General features: G+C 54.6%; 14 protein-coding genes. 2 read left to right on the top strand and 12 right to left on the bottom strand.

Annotated features, from left to right (window positions below; translation table 11 throughout):
- Positions 1-93: 93 nt before the first annotated feature.
- The 10 genes from G8764_RS13890 to G8764_RS13850 all read right to left on the bottom strand — a co-directional run bounded on the left by G8764_RS13890 (position 94) and on the right by G8764_RS13850 (position 18,551).
- Positions 94-318 carry a hypothetical protein gene (locus G8764_RS13890; RefSeq protein ID WP_166165244.1) on the bottom strand — a complete coding sequence of 75 codons (225 nt, stop codon included), beginning with the start codon at positions 316-318 and terminating at the stop codon, positions 94-96.
- A 462-nt stretch (positions 319-780) separates the two neighbouring features.
- Complete coding sequence (locus tag G8764_RS13885) at positions 781-2,715, bottom strand: sulfatase-like hydrolase/transferase (RefSeq protein WP_166165268.1); 1,935 nt, start codon at positions 2,713-2,715, stop codon at positions 781-783.
- Positions 2,716-2,829: 114 nt separating this feature from the next.
- On the bottom strand, positions 2,830-4,071 hold the full coding sequence (locus G8764_RS13880) for a glycoside hydrolase family 3 C-terminal domain-containing protein (RefSeq protein ID WP_207951889.1): 1,242 nt from the start codon (positions 4,069-4,071) through the stop codon (positions 2,830-2,832).
- A complete protein-coding gene (locus tag G8764_RS13875) occupies positions 4,071-6,386 on the bottom strand; it encodes a beta-galactosidase (RefSeq protein ID WP_166165243.1) in 2,316 nt (771 codons plus the stop codon). Before G8764_RS13875 ends, G8764_RS13880 begins: the two co-directional genes overlap by 1 nt.
- Positions 6,387-6,556: 170 nt before the next feature.
- On the bottom strand, positions 6,557-8,023 hold the full coding sequence (locus G8764_RS13870) for a sulfatase family protein (RefSeq protein WP_243748801.1): 1,467 nt from the start codon (positions 8,021-8,023) through the stop codon (positions 6,557-6,559).
- A 22-nt stretch (positions 8,024-8,045) separates the two neighbouring features.
- Positions 8,046-8,174, bottom strand: a complete 129-nt coding sequence (locus G8764_RS22805; protein ID WP_279538454.1) for a hypothetical protein — start codon at positions 8,172-8,174, stop codon at positions 8,046-8,048.
- A gap of 35 nt (positions 8,175-8,209) precedes the next feature.
- On the bottom strand, positions 8,210-10,438 hold the full coding sequence (locus G8764_RS13865; RefSeq protein ID WP_243748800.1) for an agarase: 2,229 nt from the start codon (positions 10,436-10,438) through the stop codon (positions 8,210-8,212).
- Between the two features lie 334 nt (positions 10,439-10,772).
- Positions 10,773-14,288 carry a TonB-dependent receptor gene (locus tag G8764_RS13860; RefSeq protein WP_166165241.1) on the bottom strand — a complete coding sequence of 1,172 codons (3,516 nt, stop codon included), beginning with the start codon at positions 14,286-14,288 and terminating at the stop codon, positions 10,773-10,775.
- Positions 14,289-14,610: 322 nt separating this feature from the next.
- The gene (locus G8764_RS13855) at positions 14,611-16,107 is read right to left on the bottom strand and encodes a tryptophan halogenase family protein (RefSeq protein ID WP_166165240.1); all 1,497 of its coding nucleotides are present in this window, start codon (positions 16,105-16,107) and stop codon (positions 14,611-14,613) included.
- Between the two features lie 53 nt (positions 16,108-16,160).
- Complete coding sequence (locus G8764_RS13850; RefSeq protein WP_166165239.1) at positions 16,161-18,551, bottom strand: agarase; 2,391 nt, start codon at positions 18,549-18,551, stop codon at positions 16,161-16,163.
- 410 nt (positions 18,552-18,961) lie between these two features.
- Between G8764_RS13850 and G8764_RS22800 the strand changes: the two genes are divergently transcribed.
- Both G8764_RS22800 and G8764_RS13840 read left to right on the top strand, forming a co-directional pair.
- On the top strand, positions 18,962-19,276 hold the full coding sequence (locus tag G8764_RS22800) for a type II toxin-antitoxin system HigB family toxin (protein WP_166165238.1): 315 nt from the start codon (positions 18,962-18,964) through the stop codon (positions 19,274-19,276).
- On the top strand, positions 19,273-19,701 hold the full coding sequence (locus G8764_RS13840) for a helix-turn-helix domain-containing protein (RefSeq protein ID WP_166165237.1): 429 nt from the start codon (positions 19,273-19,275) through the stop codon (positions 19,699-19,701). Before G8764_RS22800 ends, G8764_RS13840 begins: the two co-directional genes overlap by 4 nt.
- 63 nt (positions 19,702-19,764) lie before the next feature.
- On the opposite strand, the gene G8764_RS13835 is transcribed toward G8764_RS13840, so the two are convergent.
- Together G8764_RS13835 and G8764_RS13830 are read right to left on the bottom strand one after the other, a co-directional pair.
- Positions 19,765-22,122: an alkaline phosphatase D family protein gene (locus tag G8764_RS13835; RefSeq protein ID WP_166165236.1), complete on the bottom strand. Its 2,358-nt coding sequence runs from the start codon at positions 22,120-22,122 to the stop codon at positions 19,765-19,767.
- A gap of 45 nt (positions 22,123-22,167) precedes the next feature.
- Positions 22,168-23,322 carry a mandelate racemase/muconate lactonizing enzyme family protein gene (locus G8764_RS13830; protein ID WP_166165235.1) on the bottom strand — a complete coding sequence of 385 codons (1,155 nt, stop codon included), beginning with the start codon at positions 23,320-23,322 and terminating at the stop codon, positions 22,168-22,170.
- Between the last annotated feature and the right edge of the window lies 1 nt (position 23,323).

Below are 23,323 nucleotides of genomic sequence, written 5' to 3'. Positions count from 1 at the left end.
CTCCCTAAGTATCTGGCCACTACCGAGTGGTCTTACCTTACATTCCGCACATCTCGACGACAATAAATCGGCATTTATCGGCGCCTTTTTTCGTTAGAATTTCTCTCTATAGGCATCCTCCGGCACGCCGAGCAATGTCATTACCTGATTCTGCAGTTGCGTCAGTTCCGGATCGAATGTACGGATGCGTTTCCCCTCATGGGCAAGCGTATGGCGCTGGGCAAGGCTGAACAAGCGATAGATCTGCTCGGCAGTGGGACGTTGTGTATTGCGCTCCTCAGGGTACAGAGGCAATGCCTTGATAACCTTCCGCTGCATATTCTGGCGCAGTTCCCGTTCGATCAGGGCCTGGACCAACAAGGCGAGGAAGTAGACAAAGAACAGTGCCTCGATACGCCCTCATGGGTAGCTTAAAGAACTGAGATCTGCTCAAACTCTGATCGGTGCGCCCTGCCAGACCAGTCAGAAATCACAGAGAATCGCGGTGTTTTGTATCGCGAGGACCTCATTATCTTTATTTTTGTCTTTTTCCAGGAATCTCGCTCGATGCCTGGTCAAGGCTCGGTGGGTGTGCCCTGCCAGACCAATCAGGTCGCGTTTAGGCTCTCCGCGCTTTTCGGGCTTTCGCGGACGGATGTTTGAACGTAGCGCCAGCGAAGTGAGTTTCCGGGAGCGCGAAAAGCGCGGAGAGCCTGCGGCCGGTCTGGCAGGGTACACCCACCGGGCCGCCGCGCTAAACCAGGTGTATTACCGCCGCGCCAACCCATACTTTACTGAGCCTTAATCTGGAATCAATCCAACAGGTATATCTGCCCTTTTATCATCGGCCCCTTTGGCAAAATCACTAAAGTGATAGACATTCGCTTGTGACCAATCCGCTTCGATTCGACCGTCACCTAACACGATATTGCCCAATTTACTTCGAAACCAGTTAGCAAGCGCTTGATACTCTTTACTATTAGCAACATTATTCTTTTCAAGCGGATCATACTTCAAGTCATACAAAGCCATTTCAACGTCTTCGACTGGCGCCGTTAAACCCCACTTAATATCCTTACCCAACTGATCTGGTTTTAGAATATTATTACTATGTGGCCGGGTTCTCATGGAGAATCGAAATCGCTCCGTGTGCAGATAGGCGCGCGGACCATAAACCAGATTAATTTCACCTAAAATGTAATCCCTTTTTACCTTACCATTTAATACATCAATAAGATCACTTCCATCCAGGTAATCAAACGTCTCATCAGCTGTATTAACACCGCCAGCATTCAAAATGGTGGGTGCAAAATCAACAAACTCAACCAAATCGTGATTAACCCTGTTTGCGGGAACAAGCTTCTTAATAGAAGATACAACAATGGCCGCATTGTTAACTGACTGCACCCAGGGTCCAAATTTGGCCTCGATACCCTGCTCACCCAAATGCCAACCATGATCACCAATCGCAAAAATAATTAAATATTCCTGATTGTTATCTGTACTGTACTTTATAAAGGCTTCCACAGCATCGCCAATCAGGGAATCACCGTAGGCGCAAAAAGCATAATAATCCCGGATTGCCTGTTGCTTTTCCTCATCGGTGAAACCATCTACCTTCATGGCGTTATATAGCTGCAACAACTGCGGTGGAAGCTTCTCAAGTTCTGCTTTTTTATCAAAATCAGGAATTTCGTAAACCTTGTCTTTAAAACGATCCCTGAATGACTTCGGCGGCAATACCGGGGTATGGGGCAAATGAAAACCTAAATTGATAAATTGTGGTTTTGTCGTATCTGCGCCCTTCTCAGTTTTATCCCAACTGTTTTTAAAGGATCTATTCGAGTTTTCCAAATAGCTTATCATCTCTTTCACGATATACGCGTCGACCGTTTCACCAGCTGGCTTGGGGTTTACCCCGGCAAGAATCAGGTCTTTATTGCCACCTCGAGTATAGGAACGAATCAAATCGAATTCCTTATTGCTCTGTTCTTTACCGGCAATATCTTCCTTCGTTAGTGGACCATCCTGGCGCTTCAAGTAATAGGATCTTTTCTCGCCATCGGGATATTGAACGTTCTCGGTATAGCCGACTATTTCGTTGTTCTCGTTGTAACCGGCTTTGGTGTACAGATCGCCAAATCCATTTTGTTGAATATCGTGTTTAAAATGAACTTTATAATCAAACAGGTTGGCATCATGAAAGCCCTGGCCTGGGCCCCACTTATAAATATAGCTGTCTGATTTTCCAAATACCGACGTAGCATAGCCGTTTGCACGCATGGTTTGTGACACTGTCGGCTTAACAAAATCAGGCTCCTGATGCGTTAATTCGAAGGCATAATGACCGTTTCTGAACGGATATCGGCCAGAATGCATTGAGCCTCGTGACGGGCCACAAACCGGAGAATTGTTAAATGCCTTGGTAAACAGCACTCCTTGCGCGGCAAGCTTGTCAACGTTTGGTGATTCTACATAACCCAAAGGGCTATTGTTGGTGCCATAAACCGCACGGTTATAGGCTGAGATAGAGTCCGGCCGTTGGTCGTCAGTGATAATCCAAAGGATATTGGGCTTTTGGCTGGGTCGTTCCAGCTCCGACAGCGAAACGCCCCGGTTGACTGCGGCAACCTCAGCCGGGGGTCGACTGGTTCGATCTGTCTGGGACGGGTAATGATTGCAACCTGTTAAAAGCACGGGGATCGCAATAACGAATACGAAAAAAATCCTAATCATAACCATACAGTATTCGGGCTCTCGGTAAGTCCTTAGTTGCCAGGTGTAAACTACTGGCCCAAGCTAAAACGTTTAACGGCTATTTTTCTGCTCCAATATCGCGGCCTGGCCTGGCTAAAACGCCACAACCTGGTACTGATGTTCAGCGGCACCCAATTCGATGCTGCGACTGGAGGGCAGCGAGTTCCCGACCGCCAGGGTATATTCTCCTTCTGGCCATACTCTTGCGCCGGCCTCATTGACGATATACAGCGATTTACTGTCAATGATCAGCTCAACTCGACGCTTTTCCTTCGCGGCCAGACTGACCCGCTGGAAGACCTTCAGTTGGGTTATCGCCTCATTTTCACCCGGGACGTTTGCAGAGAGATAGGCCTGCAGCACAGTTTCGCCTGGTACAGTGCCGGTATTCTCTACTTCAACGCTAAAACGCAGCGGGCTACCCTCATCGATTCTGCGCTGCTCCAGTTTAAGTTGATTAAAGCTGAACGTTGTATAGGACAGCCCAAAACCAAAAGGATAAAGGGCCGGCGCTGACATAAACTTGTAGGTTCGGCCCGCCATAGAATAGTTATCGTAGGCTGGCAGGTCCTGGAGCGATTTTGGAAACGTCAGCGGCAGGTGACCGGACGGGTTTGCATCGCCAAACAAGACGTCGGCTACAGCATTACCGCCTTGTTCACCCGGGTATCCTATCCACAGTACGGCTTCGGCCAGTGGCAGCAACTCACTCAAATCAACCGGACTGCCGGAAGCGACGACCAGTATCAGAGGCCCTTTTTTGTTTTCGGCCAATTGTTTAACGTAATCGACTTGGTTTGGTGGAAGGGAAATGTCGACCCGATCTCCCCTGGCCGCTGAGGCAATCGCATCCACCTCCTCCCCCTCCATATCCGCTGACAGTCCAACCACGGCGATAACAGCATCCGCTGTTTTAGCAACATTCGGCGCCCAGTTGAGGGGATTAATATTCTTGTGAAAGGGTAAGGCGCCACTGCGGTAATTTAACGATGTACCCAAGGATACCTTGGCTGCGATCCCCTCCAGAATAGTTACCAGGCTATCGGATATGCCATAGTAATTACCGATCAACATGTCGGAAGACGCGGCAAAGGGCCCGGTCACGTAGGGAACTCTAATAGTCTTTGCAAGCGGCAGGGTGTTGTTGGCATTTTTTAACAGGACTATCGATTTGGTGGCTACTTCCCGCGCAAGCTGGATATGCTTGTCGCTATGAATAACTTCAGCCAGGGGCTGTTGGGCCACAAGCAGTAAACACACATTGAGAATAAGATATCTTAGCATCCTGTAATCCTTTACCTGCTCACCAGGTTTATAGCGCGTGGGGATATCCATCACTGCTTGCCAAAGCGGCGCTGATACATCTCCTTGTGAATGGAGCTGGCCGCTTTCACCATGGGTTGATAAGGCACATCGGCAACGGAAACAAAGCCATTGTTGTAGTTTTCGCCATCCAGCGCCCTGCCCGTTATGGGGGAATCCATATACTGGAACCAGTGTGCGCCGATAAAATACGGGTTATCGATCACAGACTGCATGTATTCACGGTACATTTTGGCGCGATCTTCCTGATCGGCAGACAGTACCAACCCGCCGTGAAACAGCCCTGAATCGCTCGCCCCCATATGGAATTCGCCAATAATAGAAGGCTTATCCAACTCCTCCAGAAAGCCCCAGCTGGCTGGGTGAATGCCTTCCTTGTAGATGTTGTAGCTGACAACATCTACGTGTTTGGCGGCAGCTTGCACCACTTCCATAGGCATACCCCAATCGGCAAACCGGGACCCAAGGTACATATGATTGGGCAGGTATCTTTCCAGTGCCTGATCCACAGTGCTGAAATACTTGTCGGCGTAAACCCCGAGCAAATAAGCATAATCTTGCAGCTGGGTCGGGTTATTGATACTAGACCTGAAGCCCCGATCAAAACTGTCCCAATCTTCAATATCGACGCCCCAGGCGGTATTCAATGCGTTAATTGAGGCGTATTTTTCGCGCATTTGACGGGTAAATTCGGCCTTGGTGGGTACATCCTGGCCGTCGCGAGCCAAGGCGTTAATCACTATGCCATAGCGTAATTCGTTGGTCTCACTGCGACCAAAGCCCTTCTCGTTATCAACAAATACACCAACACACCAGGGACTGTCTTTTACTTCAGCGGCAATCTGCCGCGCAGTGACATCTGCTCTTTGAGCAAAAACCGGATCAAACACATCGGGCAATGGTGCCCAGAAATCACTGCCACTGGAGATGGTTTTAAAATCACCAATAATCCAGCCATTGGCAAAATAGGGAATTCTGTTGTTATCGTAATAATCAGGGTCGGTCCAATTGCCCAGTGAGGTAAAGCCCCAGGTTAACATTCTGTCAACGGTTGTCTCCCGCCATGCCGCCATAAAGTCCGGATTGATATCGGCGTACTTGCGCTCCAGGTTGGCGGAATAGAAGCTGTAGGTTTCTCCTCTGGGTAATGGACCCGAGTGTGTACTCTGTCGATAGCCATAGTGTTTGCCCAGGGGTTCGCTGTATTCCGGTAACCATCGAAACATGTTCTTGCGCAGTTCGGAGGCCACGAACCGGTCAGCCACTACCGTATCCGCCACCCGGGCCAGCCCCTTGGAATCTTCCGGTGTGGTCGAATTGGCAGACGTCTCCGCGATAACCGGGTTGGGAAAGTCATACCCTGTTATGGTGGTTGAATTTGCCAGCCGAATGATGTCCACACCTGTGGCAAAGTACAGATAGCCGTCCGGGTCGACCAGCGACCACTTGCCATCGACTTTTTCTGCCCGAAAGTATCCGCTAGCTGTAAGCCTGGGGCCTGATAACCAGCCACCCCACTTGGAGCGGTCCGCCGAAACTGTTTTCCGTAAACTTTCACGCTCAGCGTCTCGCTGTTGTTTTAGATCTGAGTCGCTGTGCACTTTTCCCTCGAAGTCCTGCTTGGCATTTTGACCGTACTGATCGACGATATTGGTGAGAAATTCATCGTCAAGGGGGGGATTGGGGCGAAGTACAATTTTGTGAACGATGATTTCCTTATCGTGCAGGACGTGATTCAGGGATACCGAAATTTTCGTTATTGCGGAGGTATCAAGATTCTGTTTTCCCCACATAGAGGTGAATTGAATCTCGTCGGAGTGCCACGAGTCCGGATTGGAGCGCAAACCAGATTCGAAGTTATAGTCATTATGCTGGCGATCATCGGCTTTCTGCAGGTCATGCCCGGCCAGCTTGGCATAGTAAACACGGGCTGGTCCCACGCCAATACTTGCTGACCGGGTGTAACTGGCACCACTTTGATCCGTGATCGTCAGGAACAGTTGGACCGAGTGCTCGCCGGGGTTGGAGATTTCGAATGCAACATTAAAGCTTTCATAAGCGCTCCAATCCCAGGCCTGCCGGGGCTGGATTACCAAGCCCGCATGCGCATTCTCCCGAGCGTTAAACCTAACATGCAAGCCTTCTGAGGGGCCTGACACCCAATCCAGTGACGTATTCTGTCCGGATAAAACCCCGGTCGCTACTGCTGCCTTGAGATCAACCACTGGCGTGTCGGTTACCTTAACCGCAGCAACATTGGCTGTTTCTGGCTTACACGCCACCAGCAAAAATGAAACAACAAAGAAAAGGTAAGGTGCCCTGATCATTTTAACTCCTTTCACGTATGGCTGCTGTCGAGAACACTGAGGCAATTGCCTGGCGCAACCCGTCAACCTACTCACTAACGTACTCAAAAACGGGTAGCGGCCAGCTGATACCGCCACGATCTCTGAGGTTTTTTACTTTCCACTCTCCCGAAGTCATCCAGGAGCGGCGCCTACTCAACAATAAAGCTTTTGCGCTCTCTGGCCTGTTTTAGTAAATCCTGGTAAAGATTTTCGTAAAATGCGTCTCGTTGCTGTAAATAGGGTTCATTTTGCAACAGGATATTTTGCGCGTTGGCCCGGTTCCACTCATTCCATAAAGCGGCAAGTTCAGCCTGCTGCTTTGGCATGCTGCCGTTGAGATTGTTGGTTTCATAAGGATCAGCACGCATGTCAAAAAAACTTTTTCCCACTCCTGGCAGGGGCTGGTGCAGATATTTGTAGTCCGGCGTACGCACGGCCCACAGATTGCTGGCTTCTTCCAGGCGCCAGAACAACGCACGGTGTGGGGATTGCGGGTTTTTCCCCGTAACAAACGGCACCAGGTTGACCCCGTCGAGGTTGGCATCGTCACCGTCTGCGCCTGCCAAAGCGAGCGCGGTGGCTGCTATGTCCAGGGATGAAACCAGGCCATCAAAATTACCCTGACTGCCGATTCCCGCCGGCCAATGGGCGATAAAAGGCACGTGTACTCCCCCCTCAGTCAGACTGACCTTGCCTCGACGAAAGGGCTTGTTGCTGGCCCAATTGGAATTTGGCATCCAGCTCTCCGGATAGACGCCACCGTTATCCGACAGGAAAAAAACCAGGGTATTTTCAAACTTTCCGCTCTGTTTAAGCGCATCGATGATTCTGCCAACCCCTTGATCCATGGAGTCGACCATAGCTGCGTAGGTGCGGCGATTTACATCCTCTATATGCTGGTATTTGGCAAGGTCCTGTTCCGTGGCCTGCAATGGCTCGTGTGGCGCGTTGTAGGCCACATACAGCATAAACGGCTCTTGCGTAGACAAGACAAAATTGGCTGCGTCCCGACTTAGCGCCGTGGTCAGGTATTCATTTAACTGGGCCGGTTTCCCGTTGCGGGCAAGCGGCACATTATAGGGCTCACTACTGACTTTTACGGATTCAGGAAAATAATCGTGACCACCCGGCAGAAAGCCGAAGAAGTAGTCAAAGCCGCGGTTGTTGGGGTGGAAGTTCGGATGTGAACCCAAGTGCCACTTCCCCACGACTGCAGTCCTGTAGCCTACTTGTTGTAATCGGGTAGCGAAGGTTTTTTGGTCGACAGGCAGGCCCATATAGGGATCGTCGGGCGAATGGGCGGCATTGATTTCCATCCCGAACCGGGCCTGGTAGCGTCCGGTCAACAAGCCTGCCCGAGAGGGGCCACAATAGGGGTGTGTCACATAGCCATTGGTAAAAACAACCCCGTTTTTAGCCAGGCTATCAATGTTCGGTGTCGATATTTCTGTTGAGCCAGTGTAGCCCAAGTCGCCGTAACCCAAATCATCAGCCAGGATCACCACGATATTGGGTCGACTGTCGCCGTGGCTATGACTCATAAATAGTGCAGACATCAATAGCAAGGCACAATGGTGAAAGTAACTTCTCACTCTGCCAGCAATACCGGTGCTCATCTTTAACTCCCTGGGTTGCATATCAGTTATGCCAGAAAAAGTTTGTCGCCGCTGCATAGCGCTTGAACTGCTTGTCAAACGCAAACACCAACGGCTCCCAACTTTTGCGGTAGTGGGAATTGCCCTGTGCTGCCTTTAATTGCGCTGCCATACTACCTGCTGCCTCTCCATGGTCCGAGGTAAAGATCAGGGCTTTTTACCATAGCGTTTACGGTAAAGTGCGGTGTTGAATGTGCGCGCCGCCTCCACCATCTCCGGATAGGGGATGTCGGTTACCGAGACAAAGCCGACGTTGTAGTTTTCACCGTCGTAGGTGCGACCGGTTATGGGTGAATCGATATACTGAAACCAGTGAGCCCCGACCATAGTGTCCTGGGCCAGGACACTGTTCATGTAGTTCAGATACATAGTGGCGCGCTCCTGCTGGTTTTCTGCGCTCACCAGGCCGGGATGAAACAGCCCCGAGTCGTCAGTGGCGCCAATATGAAACTCACCGATCAAGCTGGGCATGTCAATCTCGTCCAGAAAGGACCAGGCGTTGGGCTGCAGGCCCTCTTTGTAGCTATTGAAACTCAGTACATCCGAATATTTTACCGCCGCGCGGATGGTTTCCTGGGGCATGCCCCAACCGGCCATGCGTACGCCCATATAGAGATGATTGGGAAGCACTTCTTCGAGGGCATCATGGACGACGCGGAAGTACTGCTCTGAGAGCATGGCCAACAGAGTGGAAAAATCATCCAGGGCCGGCTGGGGGAATTCGTTCAGCGTAACACCAGCGGCAAACGCCTCCCAGGACTGCACGTCAGTTCGCCATTGTTTGTTCAAGTTGGCGATGGCGCCGTACTTGTCCCGCAAGCGCTTGGTAAACGCCTGTTTGGCCGGACTCTCGCTGGCATTTTTGGACAATGCGTCGAGAATCAATCCAAAGCGCTCCGAGACGCTGCCAGACGGGTGGCCCCAACTCTTTTCATTATCGACGAAGACACCCACACACCATGGCGACCCCTGAATCTCTTCAGCGATGACACCAACAGTAATCCTGGCGCGACGCACAAACTCCGGGTCAAATGAGTCGGGCATCGGCGACCATTCGTCGTGGCCTGAGGAGAGGGTTTTAAAGTCGCCAATAATCCAGCCGTTGGCAAAATAGGGTACCTGCTGGTTGGGGTAGAACGCCGGGTCCACCCAGTTGCCCATAGAAGTGAAACCCCAGTCAAGCATCCGCTCCAGGGTCACCTCCTCCCATTTGCGAATGTAGGATTCTTCCGAACTCTGGCCGTAGCGACGCTCCAGGTTGGCGCGATAGAAACTGAAGGTTTCACCGGATGGCAGGGGCCCCTTGTGCACCGAACGTCGATAGCTGTAGTGATCAGCCAACTCGTCGTCGTAGTCGGGCAACCAGGTAAACATATCCCGGCGTAACGGCGCCGCCACGTAGGCCGTCTGTAGCACCTCATCGGAGACGGTGACAATGCCGATTGAATCTTCGGGTGTCACTTCCCCAGGATCCACGTAGCGCACCGATGGGTCCCGGTACTCCACCCCGGTGAGGGTAGTCATATTGGCCATGCGCACATTGGCCAGTCCGTTGGAGAAAAACAGGTAGCCGTCCGGATCCACCAGCCACCACTTGTCGTTGACCTTTTCAGTGCGAAAATATCCGCTTGCCTGGCGCCGCGGGCCGTCCTTCCAGCCACCAAAGCGAGAGCGGTCAGGCAGTGCGCCGGATGCTGCCAGGGCAGCGAGTTCGGCATTGGCTGCGTCCTGCAACTCCTGCTGGGAATGCACTTTCAAGGGATAATCAGCCTTGGCATTCTGGCCAAACTGATCGACAAATTTTTGCAGGTACGACGGGTCATAGGCCAGATTGCGACGCAGCCGGATATTATCGACCAGCAGTTGCTTTTCCTCCAGCGTGCCTCTCACCCACAGGGACAACTCGGTAATGGCGGACAGATCAATATCCCTGCTGCCAAAGCGGAATACAAACATCTCCTCATCTGAGGCCCAGGGCGGTGCCGTCGAAGTCTTGCTGGATATTGCCTCGACCTCTTTGTCCACAAACTGCCCGGCAATCACCGCGTAGTAAGTACCCTGTTCCCCCGCCGCGATGTTTACCGCTCGGTTTAAACTGGTGCCATGGCTATCGGTAAGAGTGAGGAACAACTGCATGGGTTCCGGGCCTGGGTTGCTGGCGTCCAGGGCAATATGAAACTCCTCGAGATTACTCCAGTCCCAGGCGGCGGCTGGCCGGAAATGAATTGCTGAATGCTCCCCTTCCGGCGAAAAACGAATCGCCAACGCCTTGCCATTGTGAGGGGCCGCCGCTGCCACCTGGGTGGCAAAGGCACCCTCTTCCTGTATAGACCCGGGCGGGGGAGTCAGGTCAAAATCCAATAGCTGTGCAATCAACTCGGGGCCATCCGCAAGGCTATGCTGGCTGCTATGAGCTGGGCCGCCAGGCCCCTCGGACAGACAGCCAGCGAGCACCGATAGCGATGCCCCGACAACAGCAAGGGCCAGCACTCTACGACAGGATTGGATAAGCATTGTTTTCTTCCCTATTCTTTATGCGAGATCAGATTGCCGAGTTCAGTTGAGCAGCGGGTCACAACATTGATGAATGAAGCCTCAATGTTGCCGGCAACTATTGCAATAAGCCAACAAATGCAAAAAAAGCGCCGCAGTCATCAAATAGCGATGATTGCGGCGCTCGCGTTGACCGGTTGCTCTATTTCCCCCCGGTTTAGAAGTTCATACGGAAGCCAAGGCGATAGACCGGTCCGGTCTTGTAACGGCTGATGGTGCGGCCTTGGGTACCATCGCCATCCAGCGGATTGCCCTCATCAAACAGCACCGCATTGCCCTCCCCGTCCACATCACCCAGATCCAGGAAGCGGCTGGTAAAATAGGTCCGGGTCTCTTCGTCGGTCAGGTTGACCGCATCAAAGGTCAGCGACATGTTGTCGTTGATGGCGTAGGTGGCTGACAAGTCCAGGGTGTTACGCCCCTCCTGCCACAGCGAGCCGTTGTTCCAGGAACGATCTACCAGTACATCCGACTGGGCCTGGTAGGACAGGCGTACCTGGTGACCACCCCAGGTCCAGAACATGCTGGCGTTATAACTGTGCTCCGGAGTAAAGGTGACCGGTAAGGCGGGTAACTTGACGGAGGAATCAATCGAGGACACCTCCTGGTCAAACTGGCTGTCCTGGTAGGTGTAGTTCAATGCCAGCCCCAACCCGGCCAGCAGTCCCGGCAGATTGTGGTACTGCTGCACGTACTGCATTTCGAGCCCTTTAATGCTGGCACCCTTACCGTTCTTGATGCGTGTGGTGGTGAACTGGGCACACAACTCCTCCGGGCCACCGTTGTTAAACCAGTCGTCCTGCCAACCCACCGTCAGCAGGCGTCGCGGCATACAGTTATCCAGATCGTCCTTGAATTTGACCAGATTGGTGGGATCGTAAGCCGGCTCATTGGGGTCCAGCCCCAGGCCACGCAAATCATCCATATAGGTCACCACCTGCTCAGACTCCTCAAAGTTGGTCATCTCCTTGGAGAACAGGCCAATAGAGGCAATACTGCTTTCAGCAAAGTACCACTCAAACGACAGATCCAGGTTTTTGGATTCCAGCGGATCCAGGGTCGAATTGAACAGGGTGATGGTGTTTCCAGCTCGCGGTTGGGTATTGCCCCATACCGTCTCATTCACCCGGAACCCTGGGCGCAGGGAATCGATTTGCGGCCGCGACATGGTTTTGGACGCGGCGAAGCGCAGCATCATGTCATCTTTCAAGGCGTAATTCAGGTTGAGGCTTGGCAACAGCATACTGTAAGTGTGCTCGCCTTCTACCCCGAACGAGCGCAAGCTGCGGTCTTCAACAATGGGCTCGCCGTTTTCATCCAGCGGTCGATCACCGTAGATATAGCGTGACTCAGTGGACACATCCGAGAGACGCCAGTTCCACCACCAACCGTTTTCGGGCTGGTTTGGATCGGTACGGAAGTAGTAACAATTGCCCTCATCGGGAAGTTGAATGTCGTCGGTAAAATCGTTGGGAGTGCCGTTGGTATCCCAGCCCTGGCCGTCCACCCGCGACCAGCGATTCTCCAATGCTGCATTTACACCGTAGAATTTGATGTCACTGCAGGCGGGCTGACTCGGATCGCTGTGAGCACGAATCACAAAGGGATCAAATACCCGCGCGAGGTTGGCCGGATCAGAAAAGAAATTGACCCCGGAGTAGCCAGCGGTCTGGACATCGGTTTTCACGTAGCGCAGGCCAATGTCACCGCTCAGGCGCTCATCCAGGAAGGCAAAATCAAACTTGACATAAGCCGCCTGATTGTCGAGTTCAGCCGAGCGCGTCTGGGTATTATCAGGTACAAAGGCCAGGGTATCGGCAGCGCCCTGGGTTTGCTCGAACACATCGAATGCAGAAAAAGTCAACCAGCCATCGGTGACATTGTCGCGGCCATAACCCAATGAATCCATAAAATCGCTGGCGTCCAGATTCCCCTCAAAAAACAGCGTGGCATCCAGGTCTTGCAGTCCGTCGAAGACCACGATCGGTTGACCGGTATCCGGGTTGATAAGTACCTGGCCTTCGTTGACACTGCTAAAGCTGCCGGTTTGATCGTCCACAAACTTGTCAATGGTATTGTAACGGTAGCCGAACTGTACCTTTCTAACCCCGGGCAGATCGACGTTCCAGTGGAAATCAACGTTAAAGTCGGCCCGCTCGTCTTCCACATGAGTGACGTTACGGCTCATAAAAGACAGGTGCTGCGCCCCCAGGTCATCGGGGTTAAAACCGGTAGTGGAGGTATTGTCCAGTACGTCATCCTGCCCGGGAGTATCAATGATGTCGCCGAGATCCACAAAGCCCCTACCCGCTACCAAACGACATTCGCCGCTGGTGCAATCGTAGCCCACTGGCTCCAGATCGCCCGGAGCCGTCTTCGCCAATACCCTGGGCGCGATATTGTCCCAGTTTTGGGTGCCCACAAACACACCCTGCACGGGAATGCGTTCTGACTTGGAGCTACTGAGGTTGGCGTACATTCTGAAATCATCGCTAAAGGTATGGGCCAGCTGCAACTTGACAATGGTATTTTCATTGTCGTAATGATTTTCCGACTGGCGCAAATCACCCAGATTGAAACGGTTTAGCAATTTGGTAAAGGTGCGGGTTTCCGGATCAAAGGTGTGCCAATCCTCCTGGGGGTCGGTCCACTGCGACGGACCTATGTGAACACCACCAAGATCAGGCTCAACGCCTTCGACCATATTTTCGGTGACGTTGCCCAGGCGGGTTACCGCCATGTGCATGGACTCCTTGACTTCCTGCTGGTTATAGCTGGCATTGAGGTTGAGTGTAGTTTTGTCGGACACATCCCACTGCAGGGCCAGGTCGACGCCCTGGCGGTTGCGGTCGTTCTGGTACAGACGATACTCACTGGCGTTGGCTGCCAGACCGGTGACATCCTCCAGGATATTGCCGTCCGGATCGCGGGCAATACGGGAGGTAAAGGGCACGTAGCGGTCAACACTGAACTGGTCGCGCCGCACCGAATTGGTCTCGTCGAAAGCCGTTACCAGCATGCCGAGCTTGTCGTTAAAGAAGGTTTCCGAGAAACTGCCTGAAATCTTGTAATCGTCTTTTTCGGAAAGCTCACCGTAGCGCCCTTGCAAGGTGATTACCCGCACGTCTTCCTTCAATTCCAGCGGCTTTGGTGACTGCATATAGACAATACCGCCCAATGCGCCTTCGTGATGGTTGGCACTGGGTGACTTGATCACCACAATCTTGGAGATCACATCGGAGGAATAGGCCGAGAGGTCAACACCCTGACTGAAGTCAGTGGTACTCATCTCCACACCATTCATAACGATGACGTTTTGCTGGGGGTTGGCGCCGCGAATGGAAATCTTGGTGCCCTCGCCGTCCACCTGCTGGGTAGTAACCCCAGTGACCCGCGAAAGCGCATCCGCGACATTCTGGTCCGCTGATTTACCGATATCTTCGGCGTTGATGGTATCGGCAATATTCTCGGAGAATCGCTTGTCGTTTATCGATTTCTCGATGGCGCTGCTAACCCCGTACACCACCACTTCTTCCTGGATTTTACCGCTGGCCTGCGGCGCCACCTGTTGCTTTTTTTCTTCAGCCTCTTGGCCATTGGCATAGTGCCCGAAGATAGCGGAACAAATTGCCACGGATAGTATTGATTTGCGAAACCTGGCGGACTGGGTCATTTTACAACCTCACTCTATGATTATTAGTAATAATTTAAATTGTTGCTCGGGAACTTTTAACCTTACATGGTGACAGACTATCCCCACCCATCCAGATTGTCAACAATTAACTTTAAACGTTTAACTACAGATCTAGTTTGATCGGGTTTTAATGCGCGATAAGTAACTGTGTGGCGGGCCGCCCTGCAGTCCTGAACCGCTCTCGCAAGGAGCTACTGAAGTAGCCGTGAATGACGGCTACAGCCCCGGGGGCCATAAGAATAATGATATTGAAATCCGGGGAAACGAGTTTCCAGGGCACTGCAGCGCTCACTCCTGCCGATCAAACCCCAAGGCTTTCCCGGTGGGTTTTGAACAGCGCCGCACTCTGCTCTATCTGCCGCCGTCGCAGTGCCAGGTCGATGACTTGCTCCTCTGGCCGCGGTGTCCGGCAACGCGTCCTCTCGGGTAACACCCCCACCCCGGCCAACAGGCAATGCCAGGAGGTGGCACTGTAGTACTTGCCAATATCCTGCTCTGCCACCTCCTGCTCCAGGTCCCCGCCCCGCATCCAGCAAGCAATTATGCGGCGCAGTGAGTCACTGCTACTTCCAGCGTCCCGTGCGTCGCGCCAGTAGTCGCTATCGCTGCGTGAATTGCTGCGATAGTGCAGCAGAATATAGTCGCGAATACGATCAAACGCCGACGCTGTCCTGTCGTTATAGATAGCGCGAAACCGGTCAGTGAAATCCGCCTGTTCGAAGGCATCGATAAAATCCAGCACCGACTTGCCGACAAAGTGCAACGCGGTCGCTTCCAGCGGTTCGACAAAACCCTGTGCCAGGCCGATGGCGACGCAGTTCTTCACCCAGTTTTGCTGCAGCCGGCCCAGCTCCATTTTCAGGTGATTAACCTTGACCTCGGCGTCAACACCTATGCCCAGGTGGCCGCGCAACTCCTCCTCGGCCTGCTCGGCGCTGCTGTGGGCGGAACTGTAGACATAACCATTACCGAACCGGCTGACCAGAGGAATCCGCCAGGCCCAGCCGTGCTTCAGCGCCGTGCTGACGGTTTCCGAGGGAATATCCCCTCTATCCATGGGGGTCGCCAGAGTCACCGCGGCATCGTTGAGCAGGTGGTCAGCAAAGCTCTGGTAAGGAACCTTGAGTGCCTGGCGCATTAACAGGGAGCGAAAGCCGGAGCAATCCACAAACAGGTCGGCAATGATCTGCTCGCCACCGGCCAGCAGCAGCGAGCCGATTTCTCCGCGGGCATTCAACAGCACTTGCTCAACCCGGGCATCCATATGCCGTGCCCCGAAGCCCAAAGCCTTGCGCTTGAGAAATTGACCGAACAGCGTGGCGTCGAAGTGATAGGAGTAATTGGTGCTCTGCGTCATAGCGACGCGCGCCTTGGGCGATAGCCGCCGCCTGGCCAACTCGCCGGTCATAAAAAAGCGATCCGGGTGTGCCTCCACCGCAACCCCGTTGCGACGCAACCGGGTGTTGCAACAAAAACGGGCCTCCACTTCGGTATCGAAGTCTGAATAGAACGGGTGAAAATAACTTGCATAGCCCGGCACTGAGGACCAGTTGCGAAAGGTGATGCCATTTTTATAGGTGGCATTACAGGCACTCATCCAGTCGCTTTCGGCGACGCCAAGCTCTGCAAGAAACTGCACCATATTCGGGGTCGAGCCCTCGCCCACCCCGACGGTACCAATGGCACTGGAGTCGATGACAGTCACCTCGATGCCCTTGCCAGCCCAGCTTTTTGCCATTTGTGCAGCGGCCATCCAACCGGCTGTGCCGCCCCCCAGAATCACTATTCTTTTTATCATGACATCACCGCATTAAAAGCGTCTGCACTTACTCCACCCGCCAGCTGTTGCAATTAAAGACCGTAGCGCTTTGCATAGAGCGCGGCATTGAACTCGCGCGCCGCCTTAACCATTTCCGGGTAGGGAATGTCGGTGGCAGAGACAAAACCGACGTTGTAGTTCTCGCCGTCAAACGCGCGCCCGGTGATGGGGGAATCCACGTACTGGAACCAGTGGGCGCCGACCATATTGTCGTGGGCGATCACGCTTTCCATATAGGCTTTATACATGGCGGCCCGATCGGCCTGGCCGTCTGCCTGCACCAGCCCCGGATGGTAGAGCCCGGTCTCGCGGGAGGCGCCAATATGAAACTCGCCGATCACTGTGGGCAGATCAATCTCGTTCAGAAATGACCAGGCGTGTGGCTGGATACCTTCTTCGTAGATATTGAAACTGAGCACATCAGAATACTTCACCGACGCCTTGATAGTCTCTGGAGGCATACCCCAGTTGGCCATGCGTGCCCCCATATAGAGATGATTGGGCAAAGCCTGCTCGAGCGTATCGTGGACAACACGGAAGTACTCTTCGGACAACAACTCCAGCAAGCTGGAGAGGTCCGCCTCGGCCGCCGCGGTGTACTCCGCCAGGGTGACGCCAGCGGCCAATTCATCCCAGGACGCCAGCTGCGTTTCCCAGCGCTCATTCAACCGGGCAATAGTGCCGTACTGCTGGCGCAGGTAATCGCTGAAGGCGCGCTTGGCCGGGCTTTCTGCCGCCGATTTCGACAGCGCATCAACAATCACCCCGTAGCGCTGTTCCACCGAACCGTCGGGGTGACCCCAGCTTTTCTCGTTGTCGATAAACACCCCCACACACCAGGGGGTGCCCTTGATTTCCTCGGCAATAACATCGATGGTGATCTTGGCGCGGCGCACAAACTCCGGGTCAAACGGGTCCGGCATGGGCGCCCAAACGTCGAACGGCGATGACAGGGTCTGGTAGTCGCCGATGATCCAGCCGTTGGCAAAATAGGGCACTTTCTGGTTCGGGTAGAACGCAGGATCCACCCAGTTGCCCATAGAGGTAAAGCCCCAGTCGAGCATCCGCGCCAGGGTCACCTCCTCCCACTTCCTGACGTAGGACTGGGGCGCAGTTTCGCCGTAGCGTCGCTCCAGGTTAGCCCGGTAAAAGCTGAAGGTTTCGCCGGATTTCAGCGGGCCGTGCAATACCGAGCGACGATAGCTGTAGTGATCCGCCAGTTCATCGTCGTATTCGGGCAGCCAGGTAAACATATTGTGGCGCATAGCGGAGGCCACGTAATGACTCTCGCGCACTTCGGCTGGTACCTGGACTATACCAATGGAGTCCTCCGGTGTGACCTCGCCGGGATCCACCTCGCGAATGGACGGATCGCGAAAGTCCACCCCGGTCAAGGTGGTCAGGTTGGCCATGCGCACGTTGGCCACGCCGTGGGAGAAAAACAGGTAGCCATCCGGGTCCACCAGCCACCATTTGCCGTCGACTTTTGCGGTGCGGAAATAGCCGCTGCCCTCCAGCCGCGGGCCGTCCTTCCAGCCGCCAAAACGGGAGCGATCGGCCATGGGCCCTGAAGCCGCCAGTGCCGCCAACTCGGCGTCAGCGGCCTGCTTCAACTCGGCCTCCGAATGCACTTTTATGGGGAAATCCTGTTTCGCGTTTTGCCCAAAGCGATCCACAAACGCCTGCAGATAGTGTTCATTATAAGGCGGGTTGCGACGCACCCGAATGTTGTCCACCAGCACTTGTTTCTCCGCCAGGGTACCGCGCACAAACAGGGAGATCTCGGTAATGGCAGCCAGGTTGATGCCCTTGTTACCATAGCGCCAGTACATCATTTCATCACCGCTCTCCCAGGGCGGCGGGCTCTGGCGCAGGCCGCTGTCGGCCTGCAATGACGGGCCATTTAATACCGCAAAATAAGTACCGGATTCGCCGGCTGCTATGTTGGCGCTGCGATTGGCGGTGAGATTGCGATTGCCGGTGACCTTTATGCCCTGCTTGCCACCTTCGGCGTCGGTTATGGAGAGATACAACTGCACTGATTCACTGCCGATATTCTTCGCATCGAAGGCAATGTGAAAGTCGCTTTCTGCGCTCAGGTCCCAGGGCTGTTGCGGGCGAAAGCGCACTGTGGGTCGGTAGTCATCCGCCAGGAACTTGACTTTCAGAGCACTGCCCGTACCGAAATCCGCAGCCGGCGCCAGGCTGACCACCGCACTGTCGGTTTCCAGGCCCTCGGGCATACTGCCACTGTCAAAGTCGATCAGAGTGCGAATGACCTCAAACTGCTGCTGCACCGCTTCACTCTGCGCTGGCGCAACCGTGGTTGCATCATTCTGTTTGTCGGAACAGGCAACCAGTGCCAGCAGTGACAACACACTGGCAATCCGCAGCCTTGGCGCTGGAAAATTTTTACTGGGCATGAAACGGCCTCCTTTATTTTCAATATATGTCGTTTGTTATTCGTTATTGCTGAACGGGCCCGCTGGCGGCGCAAGCTCACGCTTTGCCAATGCCCGCATAAACAACCCCAGCATACCTACATATTGTATAATGTCAACAATCTATTGTTGGCAGAACTTGCTAAGGCCAGGCGATCTACCAGTGCTGCACCGACAATTTGGCGGTGCTGGTGTCGGAGTCGGGCGGTAAGGCGTCTATGGTGGTATAGCAAAATGCTGAGCTGGACAAAGCGGTGAAAGCGGCCGTGGTACCCCACTACGAGTTACTACAACTTTCCACAGGGCGAGCACACTGATTGTTCAAATTTACAACTTGTGAAGCGCAACTCCTGAATGCTATAGTTCACAAATAGTGAACCAAGGGGCTGTTTGTGCACGTCATCTCCAGAAAGCCGTTCAACGATGCGGCAAAGCAATACCCCAATGATGCCGGGGCCATAGATGCTCTCTACAAGACACTGAGAAATGGCACTTATACAACACCGGAGAAGTTGCGAGCTATGTACCCGAGCCTCGACAACTTCAGGTACAAAAACAAATGGTGGGTGATAGATATTGGCGGCAACAATCTCAGACTGATTGCTTTTATCGAGTTCCGCGATCAGCGCCTGTATGTGAAACACATCGTCAATCATTCGGCCTACGACAAGCTCTGCAAGAAGTATGCAAAGGAGGTTAAATCATGAATTTCGCAACCGTAAAGGCCAAGGCCCTGGACTTCTTCAACGAAGCCGGCTTTGTGAGTCATATCCACAGTGAGACTGACTATGAAAAGGCCCTGGAGTTGATGGATGAACTGATTGAGGACTACGACACCTATCTCCCGCTGATTGAAGTGCTGGCAAACTCCATTGAAAAGTGGGAAAACGAATCAGCCTGTTTTTCCGAGTTTAACCAAAGAATCAGTGAGTTGAATAATGGCGTAGCAGCCCTGAAAACCTTGATGGACCAATATAATTTAAAAGCGGAAGACCTAAGGCAAGAGATCGGCGGTAAAAGCCTGGTATCCATGATCCTGAACGGCTCCAGAAACCTGACCCTGGACCACATTCAGGCATTATCCAATCGATTTAAAGTATCGCCATCGGTTTTCTTTCCCATGCCCCAGTAAACAGTTTTGGGGGCAAGGTGGCCTTACACCGCAACTTTCAGTGCCGTTTCCTGTTTACAGTGTCTAGGCAACCGGCTTCTCAAACGGTGCCACCACCGGCCAGCCCTTGAACTGGCTATCGGTCGCCGGATTTGCATCCCAGGACCAGCACTGCAACTCGAACTGTTGCGCCTGGTGATCCACCTCGACAATACCATAGCCCTCGCTTTTCAGGTCGCGATCGCCGAGAAACATGCCCCAGCGCGTTTTGTCATCCATAAAATCGCTGTAGGTCAATTTGGGATTGGCCACTGCCAATACCCGCATCCTGTTGCCAAAGGTATCGACAAAATTGCCGGTATTGGGGTCGCCGTTACGCTGGTTTGCCAGCTTGCCACCGCCCTCGAACCAGCGCTGCCAAAAGGCGGCAGCAGCGGGGCCGGCAAAAAACAGCGGGCCATCCTCGTAACCGTCTATACCCTGGCGAGCCACCATGCCCAAATGCTGGTCGCCGGCCAATACCAGCGCCCCGGCCGCCTGCACCAACTTTACTGCACGGGTACGGCCGTCGGGCGGGTAACCGTTGGCATCGTAGTCCAGCAGCGGAAGCCCTTCGCCCTTGGTCTGGGGTGAACCCCAGATAGACGCGGTCAGGCACACTTTCGGCAGGCCCTTGTCCATGCCGGCCCAGGCCTGCAGGAATTGCTCCTGGCGAGGGCCCAGCAATTCGCCACGCTTGCTGGTCGGGTCGCCCTGGTAATCCGGCGCGGTCTTGAACTTGCGATCTTCGATCACCGCAAAGCTGACGCCGCCGTAAACGAAGTGACCGTAGGTCACCGGGATATCGTAGGCAATGGGCGTGGGATCATAGGCGTCCGGGTTGTGCCCGTGCTGGATCCGATACACCATCCGCACCAGTTCCTTGTCCCATTTAAATCCACCGTCTTCTTCCCTGGGTTTATCCGAATCGGCACCGCCCTGCCCCCACAGGTTGCCCTGCAGCACATCGTGATCGTCGGCGAGAATGATCGCCGGCCGGTTGCGCACCGAGTCGCGAAACGTCCAGTACCACAGATACCAGCGATAGAGCGTATCCAGTTTGGCGTCAGGAGTATCCCGGCCCGCCCGGGTGGGATAGGTTTCGTAGTACTGGTCACCACAGAACACGTACAAGTCGGGGCGGTGGTAGTCGCAGTGTTGCACCAGTTCCGAGTGGGGAAACAGGATATTTCCCGCCGTGTAACGCCCGGCAATCCGTTCTTCCGGCACTATGGGTGTGTGGAAGGGTTCGTCGAGACTGCGGGAGGTGGGAATGATGCAGGAATACAGGGCGATCTTCAGTTTTTTACCCTGGCCGGGGTCTGCTACCACCTGGCCCTCAAACAGCGCTGCGTCGCCGCGCTCAGGAAATACGATGCGATAGTCAAAGGCGTGAGCCGAATCCCATCCATCAACCCTGAACAGGGCGACAAAGCCGTCTTCGATGGCGCTGGCCGGCCCGCGGGTCCAGGCGCGAGTGCCCTGTTGGCGATAATCGAAACGCGCCTGCTGGTGCTGGCCCAGGTCAATCGGCACAAACTGCGCGGTCAACTTGAGCACCCTGCGGTTGAGGCTGTACAGGCAGCCCATCACAGCCCCGAGACCATGCTCCGGCTTGACCTCGATCTTGCCGCCGCCGCTGGCGATATCCGCGAACCACCAGCGCGCACCTGCGGCTTTCGTCGGCGGTGAAGACACCAGCGACATGCCGCCCTGTAATTCCCGGGCGGGTACACCGGTGCGCACCGCGAACCCCAGCTCGCGGCCGGAACCGGCCTCAACCGCCACCAGGCGCACGTCAAACTTGCCGTCGGCGAGCGGGTCGATGTGACAATCGAGCAGGATTTCCCGCTCGCCGAGGTCACCGATGTCGACGCCGCTGCTGCGCTGTATTTTTTCAAACGCCAGCGGCTGCCCGGCATTGGAAAAATCGCGAAAGCCCAGCTCTCCACGATTATCCATCACCGCCATAAAGCCACCGCCTTCACCGGCCGCACGCTGCGCCAGGGCGCTGCCGCGATAGTCGAGCTGGCCGCCACCAACACCCAGCAGAAAGCCGCAAAAACCGTCCTGGCCCGGGGTCAGGTTGCCCACCCGGGCGCGCAATCGCGCCGGCTGGTGGCGCGCCGTCAAACTGCGGGTGAGCAAGGCGCAGGTGCGCACCTCGAAACTTGCCTCGCCACGCAAGCACTCAATACGGCCGTTATGCATACGCCAGTCCTGCAGCCGGTTGCCCCAGAAATCTCCGCCCAACCAGTTGCAGGTGGTGTTGCCCGGCAGGGGCGACAGGGGTGTCACCTGGGTCAGGTTGGGCCTGGCCGCCGCCGCTGTGGCGGCCGCGCTCGGCAAAAGAGTTGCGCCGAGAGCCGTGGCTCCCGCTTTCAGAAAGTGTCGTCTTTTCATCGCCCAATCGCTCGGTTATTTATGCCAGGTTTCTGCGCAACAGCGCTACCAGTTGGTGTAGGAACCGTCCGGCTTGTAGAGCCGCGGCGCCTCCCAGAATTTAAACGACTGCTCCTTGATCAGCTCCTCATTGACGTCGATTCCAAGACCCGGGGCGTCGCCCACCGGGTAGACACAATTGACATCTTGCGGACGATTGATAAAGAAGCGGTCGTGGTCGCTGCGATCGCTGTCATAGGGAGCCACCTCGCACCAGGCGAAATTGGGGACCGCGGCTGCCATCTGGATTGTGGCCGCCGTGCACACCGGCCCCAGCGGGTCGTGGGGCATCAGGTCGATATAGTGAGATTCCGCCAGCGCTGCCACTTTCATGGCCTCGGTCAGGCCGCCGACGTTGCAGACATCGATACGGGCAAAGCTGGTAATCCCCGCCTCCAGGTAGGGCCTGAAGTCCCACTTGCTGGCAAACTCTTCACCGATGGCAAAAGGTACATCCACCATGCCGCGCAGGGACTGATAGGCCCCCGGCGTCTGGTCGCGAATCGGCTCCTCGATAAAATCCAGGGTGCCGGTGGGCATTTTCTGGCAGAAAGACGCCGCTTCCGCCACCGACAGGCGGTGGTGATAATCGATGCCGAGAACAATTTCCTCCCCCAGCTCCTGGCGCAGTTCGCGCAGACAGCCCGCTGCATTGGCGATGGACTTGCGCACCTCGAAGGTGGTGGGCGCCGAGGGCGAACCGTGTTCGCCGGTGGTGGCGCGAATCACTGTCCAGCCCGCGGCCGCCATGGCCCTGGCGTCGTCGATCAAGCCCTTGCCCATGGCTTTGGTGGTGGTCACAAAACAGGGGATTTCGTGGCGCTGCTTGCCGCCCAGCAGGGTGTAAACCGGCACCCCGAGGGCCTTGCCGGCGATATCCCAGAGGGCGATATCAATGGCGGAAATAGCGGCGGTCAGCACCCGCCCGCCCTCAAAGTACTGGCTGCGGTACATTTCCTGCCACAGCGCCCCGATCTGGCTCGGGTCGCGGCCGAGCAAAAATTCGCGGTAGTGCTGGATGGCACCCACCACCGCCATCTCGCGACTGGACAGGCCGGACTCGCCCCAGCCGTAGATTCCGGCGTCGGTCTCAACCTTGACCAGGCACAGGTTGCGATGCCCCACCCACACCGGGTAGGCCTTGATATCCGTAATTTTCATG

Origin of the sequence: Pseudomaricurvus alcaniphilus, assembly GCF_011440395.1 — a bacterium.
Taxonomy (GTDB): domain Bacteria; phylum Pseudomonadota; class Gammaproteobacteria; order Pseudomonadales; family Cellvibrionaceae; genus Pseudomaricurvus; species Pseudomaricurvus alcaniphilus.
This window is presented reverse-complemented; position numbering and strand designations above follow the sequence as displayed.

Coding starts and splice junctions, on each gene's coding strand:
- G8764_RS13835 (WP_166165236.1), bottom strand. CDS start 22,122: ATGAAAAGACGACACTTTCTGAAAGCGGGAGCCACGGCTCTCGGCGCA.
- G8764_RS13850 (WP_166165239.1), bottom strand. CDS start 18,551: ATGCCCAGTAAAAATTTTCCAGCGCCAAGGCTGCGGATTGCCAGTGTG.
- G8764_RS13875 (WP_166165243.1), bottom strand. CDS start 6,386: ATGATCAGGGCACCTTACCTTTTCTTTGTTGTTTCATTTTTGCTGGTG.
- G8764_RS13870 (WP_243748801.1), bottom strand. CDS start 8,023: ATGAGCACCGGTATTGCTGGCAGAGTGAGAAGTTACTTTCACCATTGT.
- G8764_RS13885 (WP_166165268.1), bottom strand. CDS start 2,715: ATGATTAGGATTTTTTTCGTATTCGTTATTGCGATCCCCGTGCTTTTA.
- G8764_RS13880 (WP_207951889.1), bottom strand. CDS start 4,071: ATGGATATCCCCACGCGCTATAAACCTGGTGAGCAGGTAAAGGATTAC.
- G8764_RS13860 (WP_166165241.1), bottom strand. CDS start 14,288: ATGACCCAGTCCGCCAGGTTTCGCAAATCAATACTATCCGTGGCAATT.
- G8764_RS13855 (WP_166165240.1), bottom strand. CDS start 16,107: ATGATAAAAAGAATAGTGATTCTGGGGGGCGGCACAGCCGGTTGGATG.
- G8764_RS13840 (WP_166165237.1), top strand. CDS start 19,273: ATGAATTTCGCAACCGTAAAGGCCAAGGCCCTGGACTTCTTCAACGAA.
- G8764_RS22805 (WP_279538454.1), bottom strand. CDS start 8,174: ATGGCAGCGCAATTAAAGGCAGCACAGGGCAATTCCCACTACCGCAAA.
- G8764_RS13890 (WP_166165244.1), bottom strand. CDS start 318: ATGCAGCGGAAGGTTATCAAGGCATTGCCTCTGTACCCTGAGGAGCGC.
- G8764_RS13830 (WP_166165235.1), bottom strand. CDS start 23,322: ATGAAAATTACGGATATCAAGGCCTACCCGGTGTGGGTGGGGCATCGC.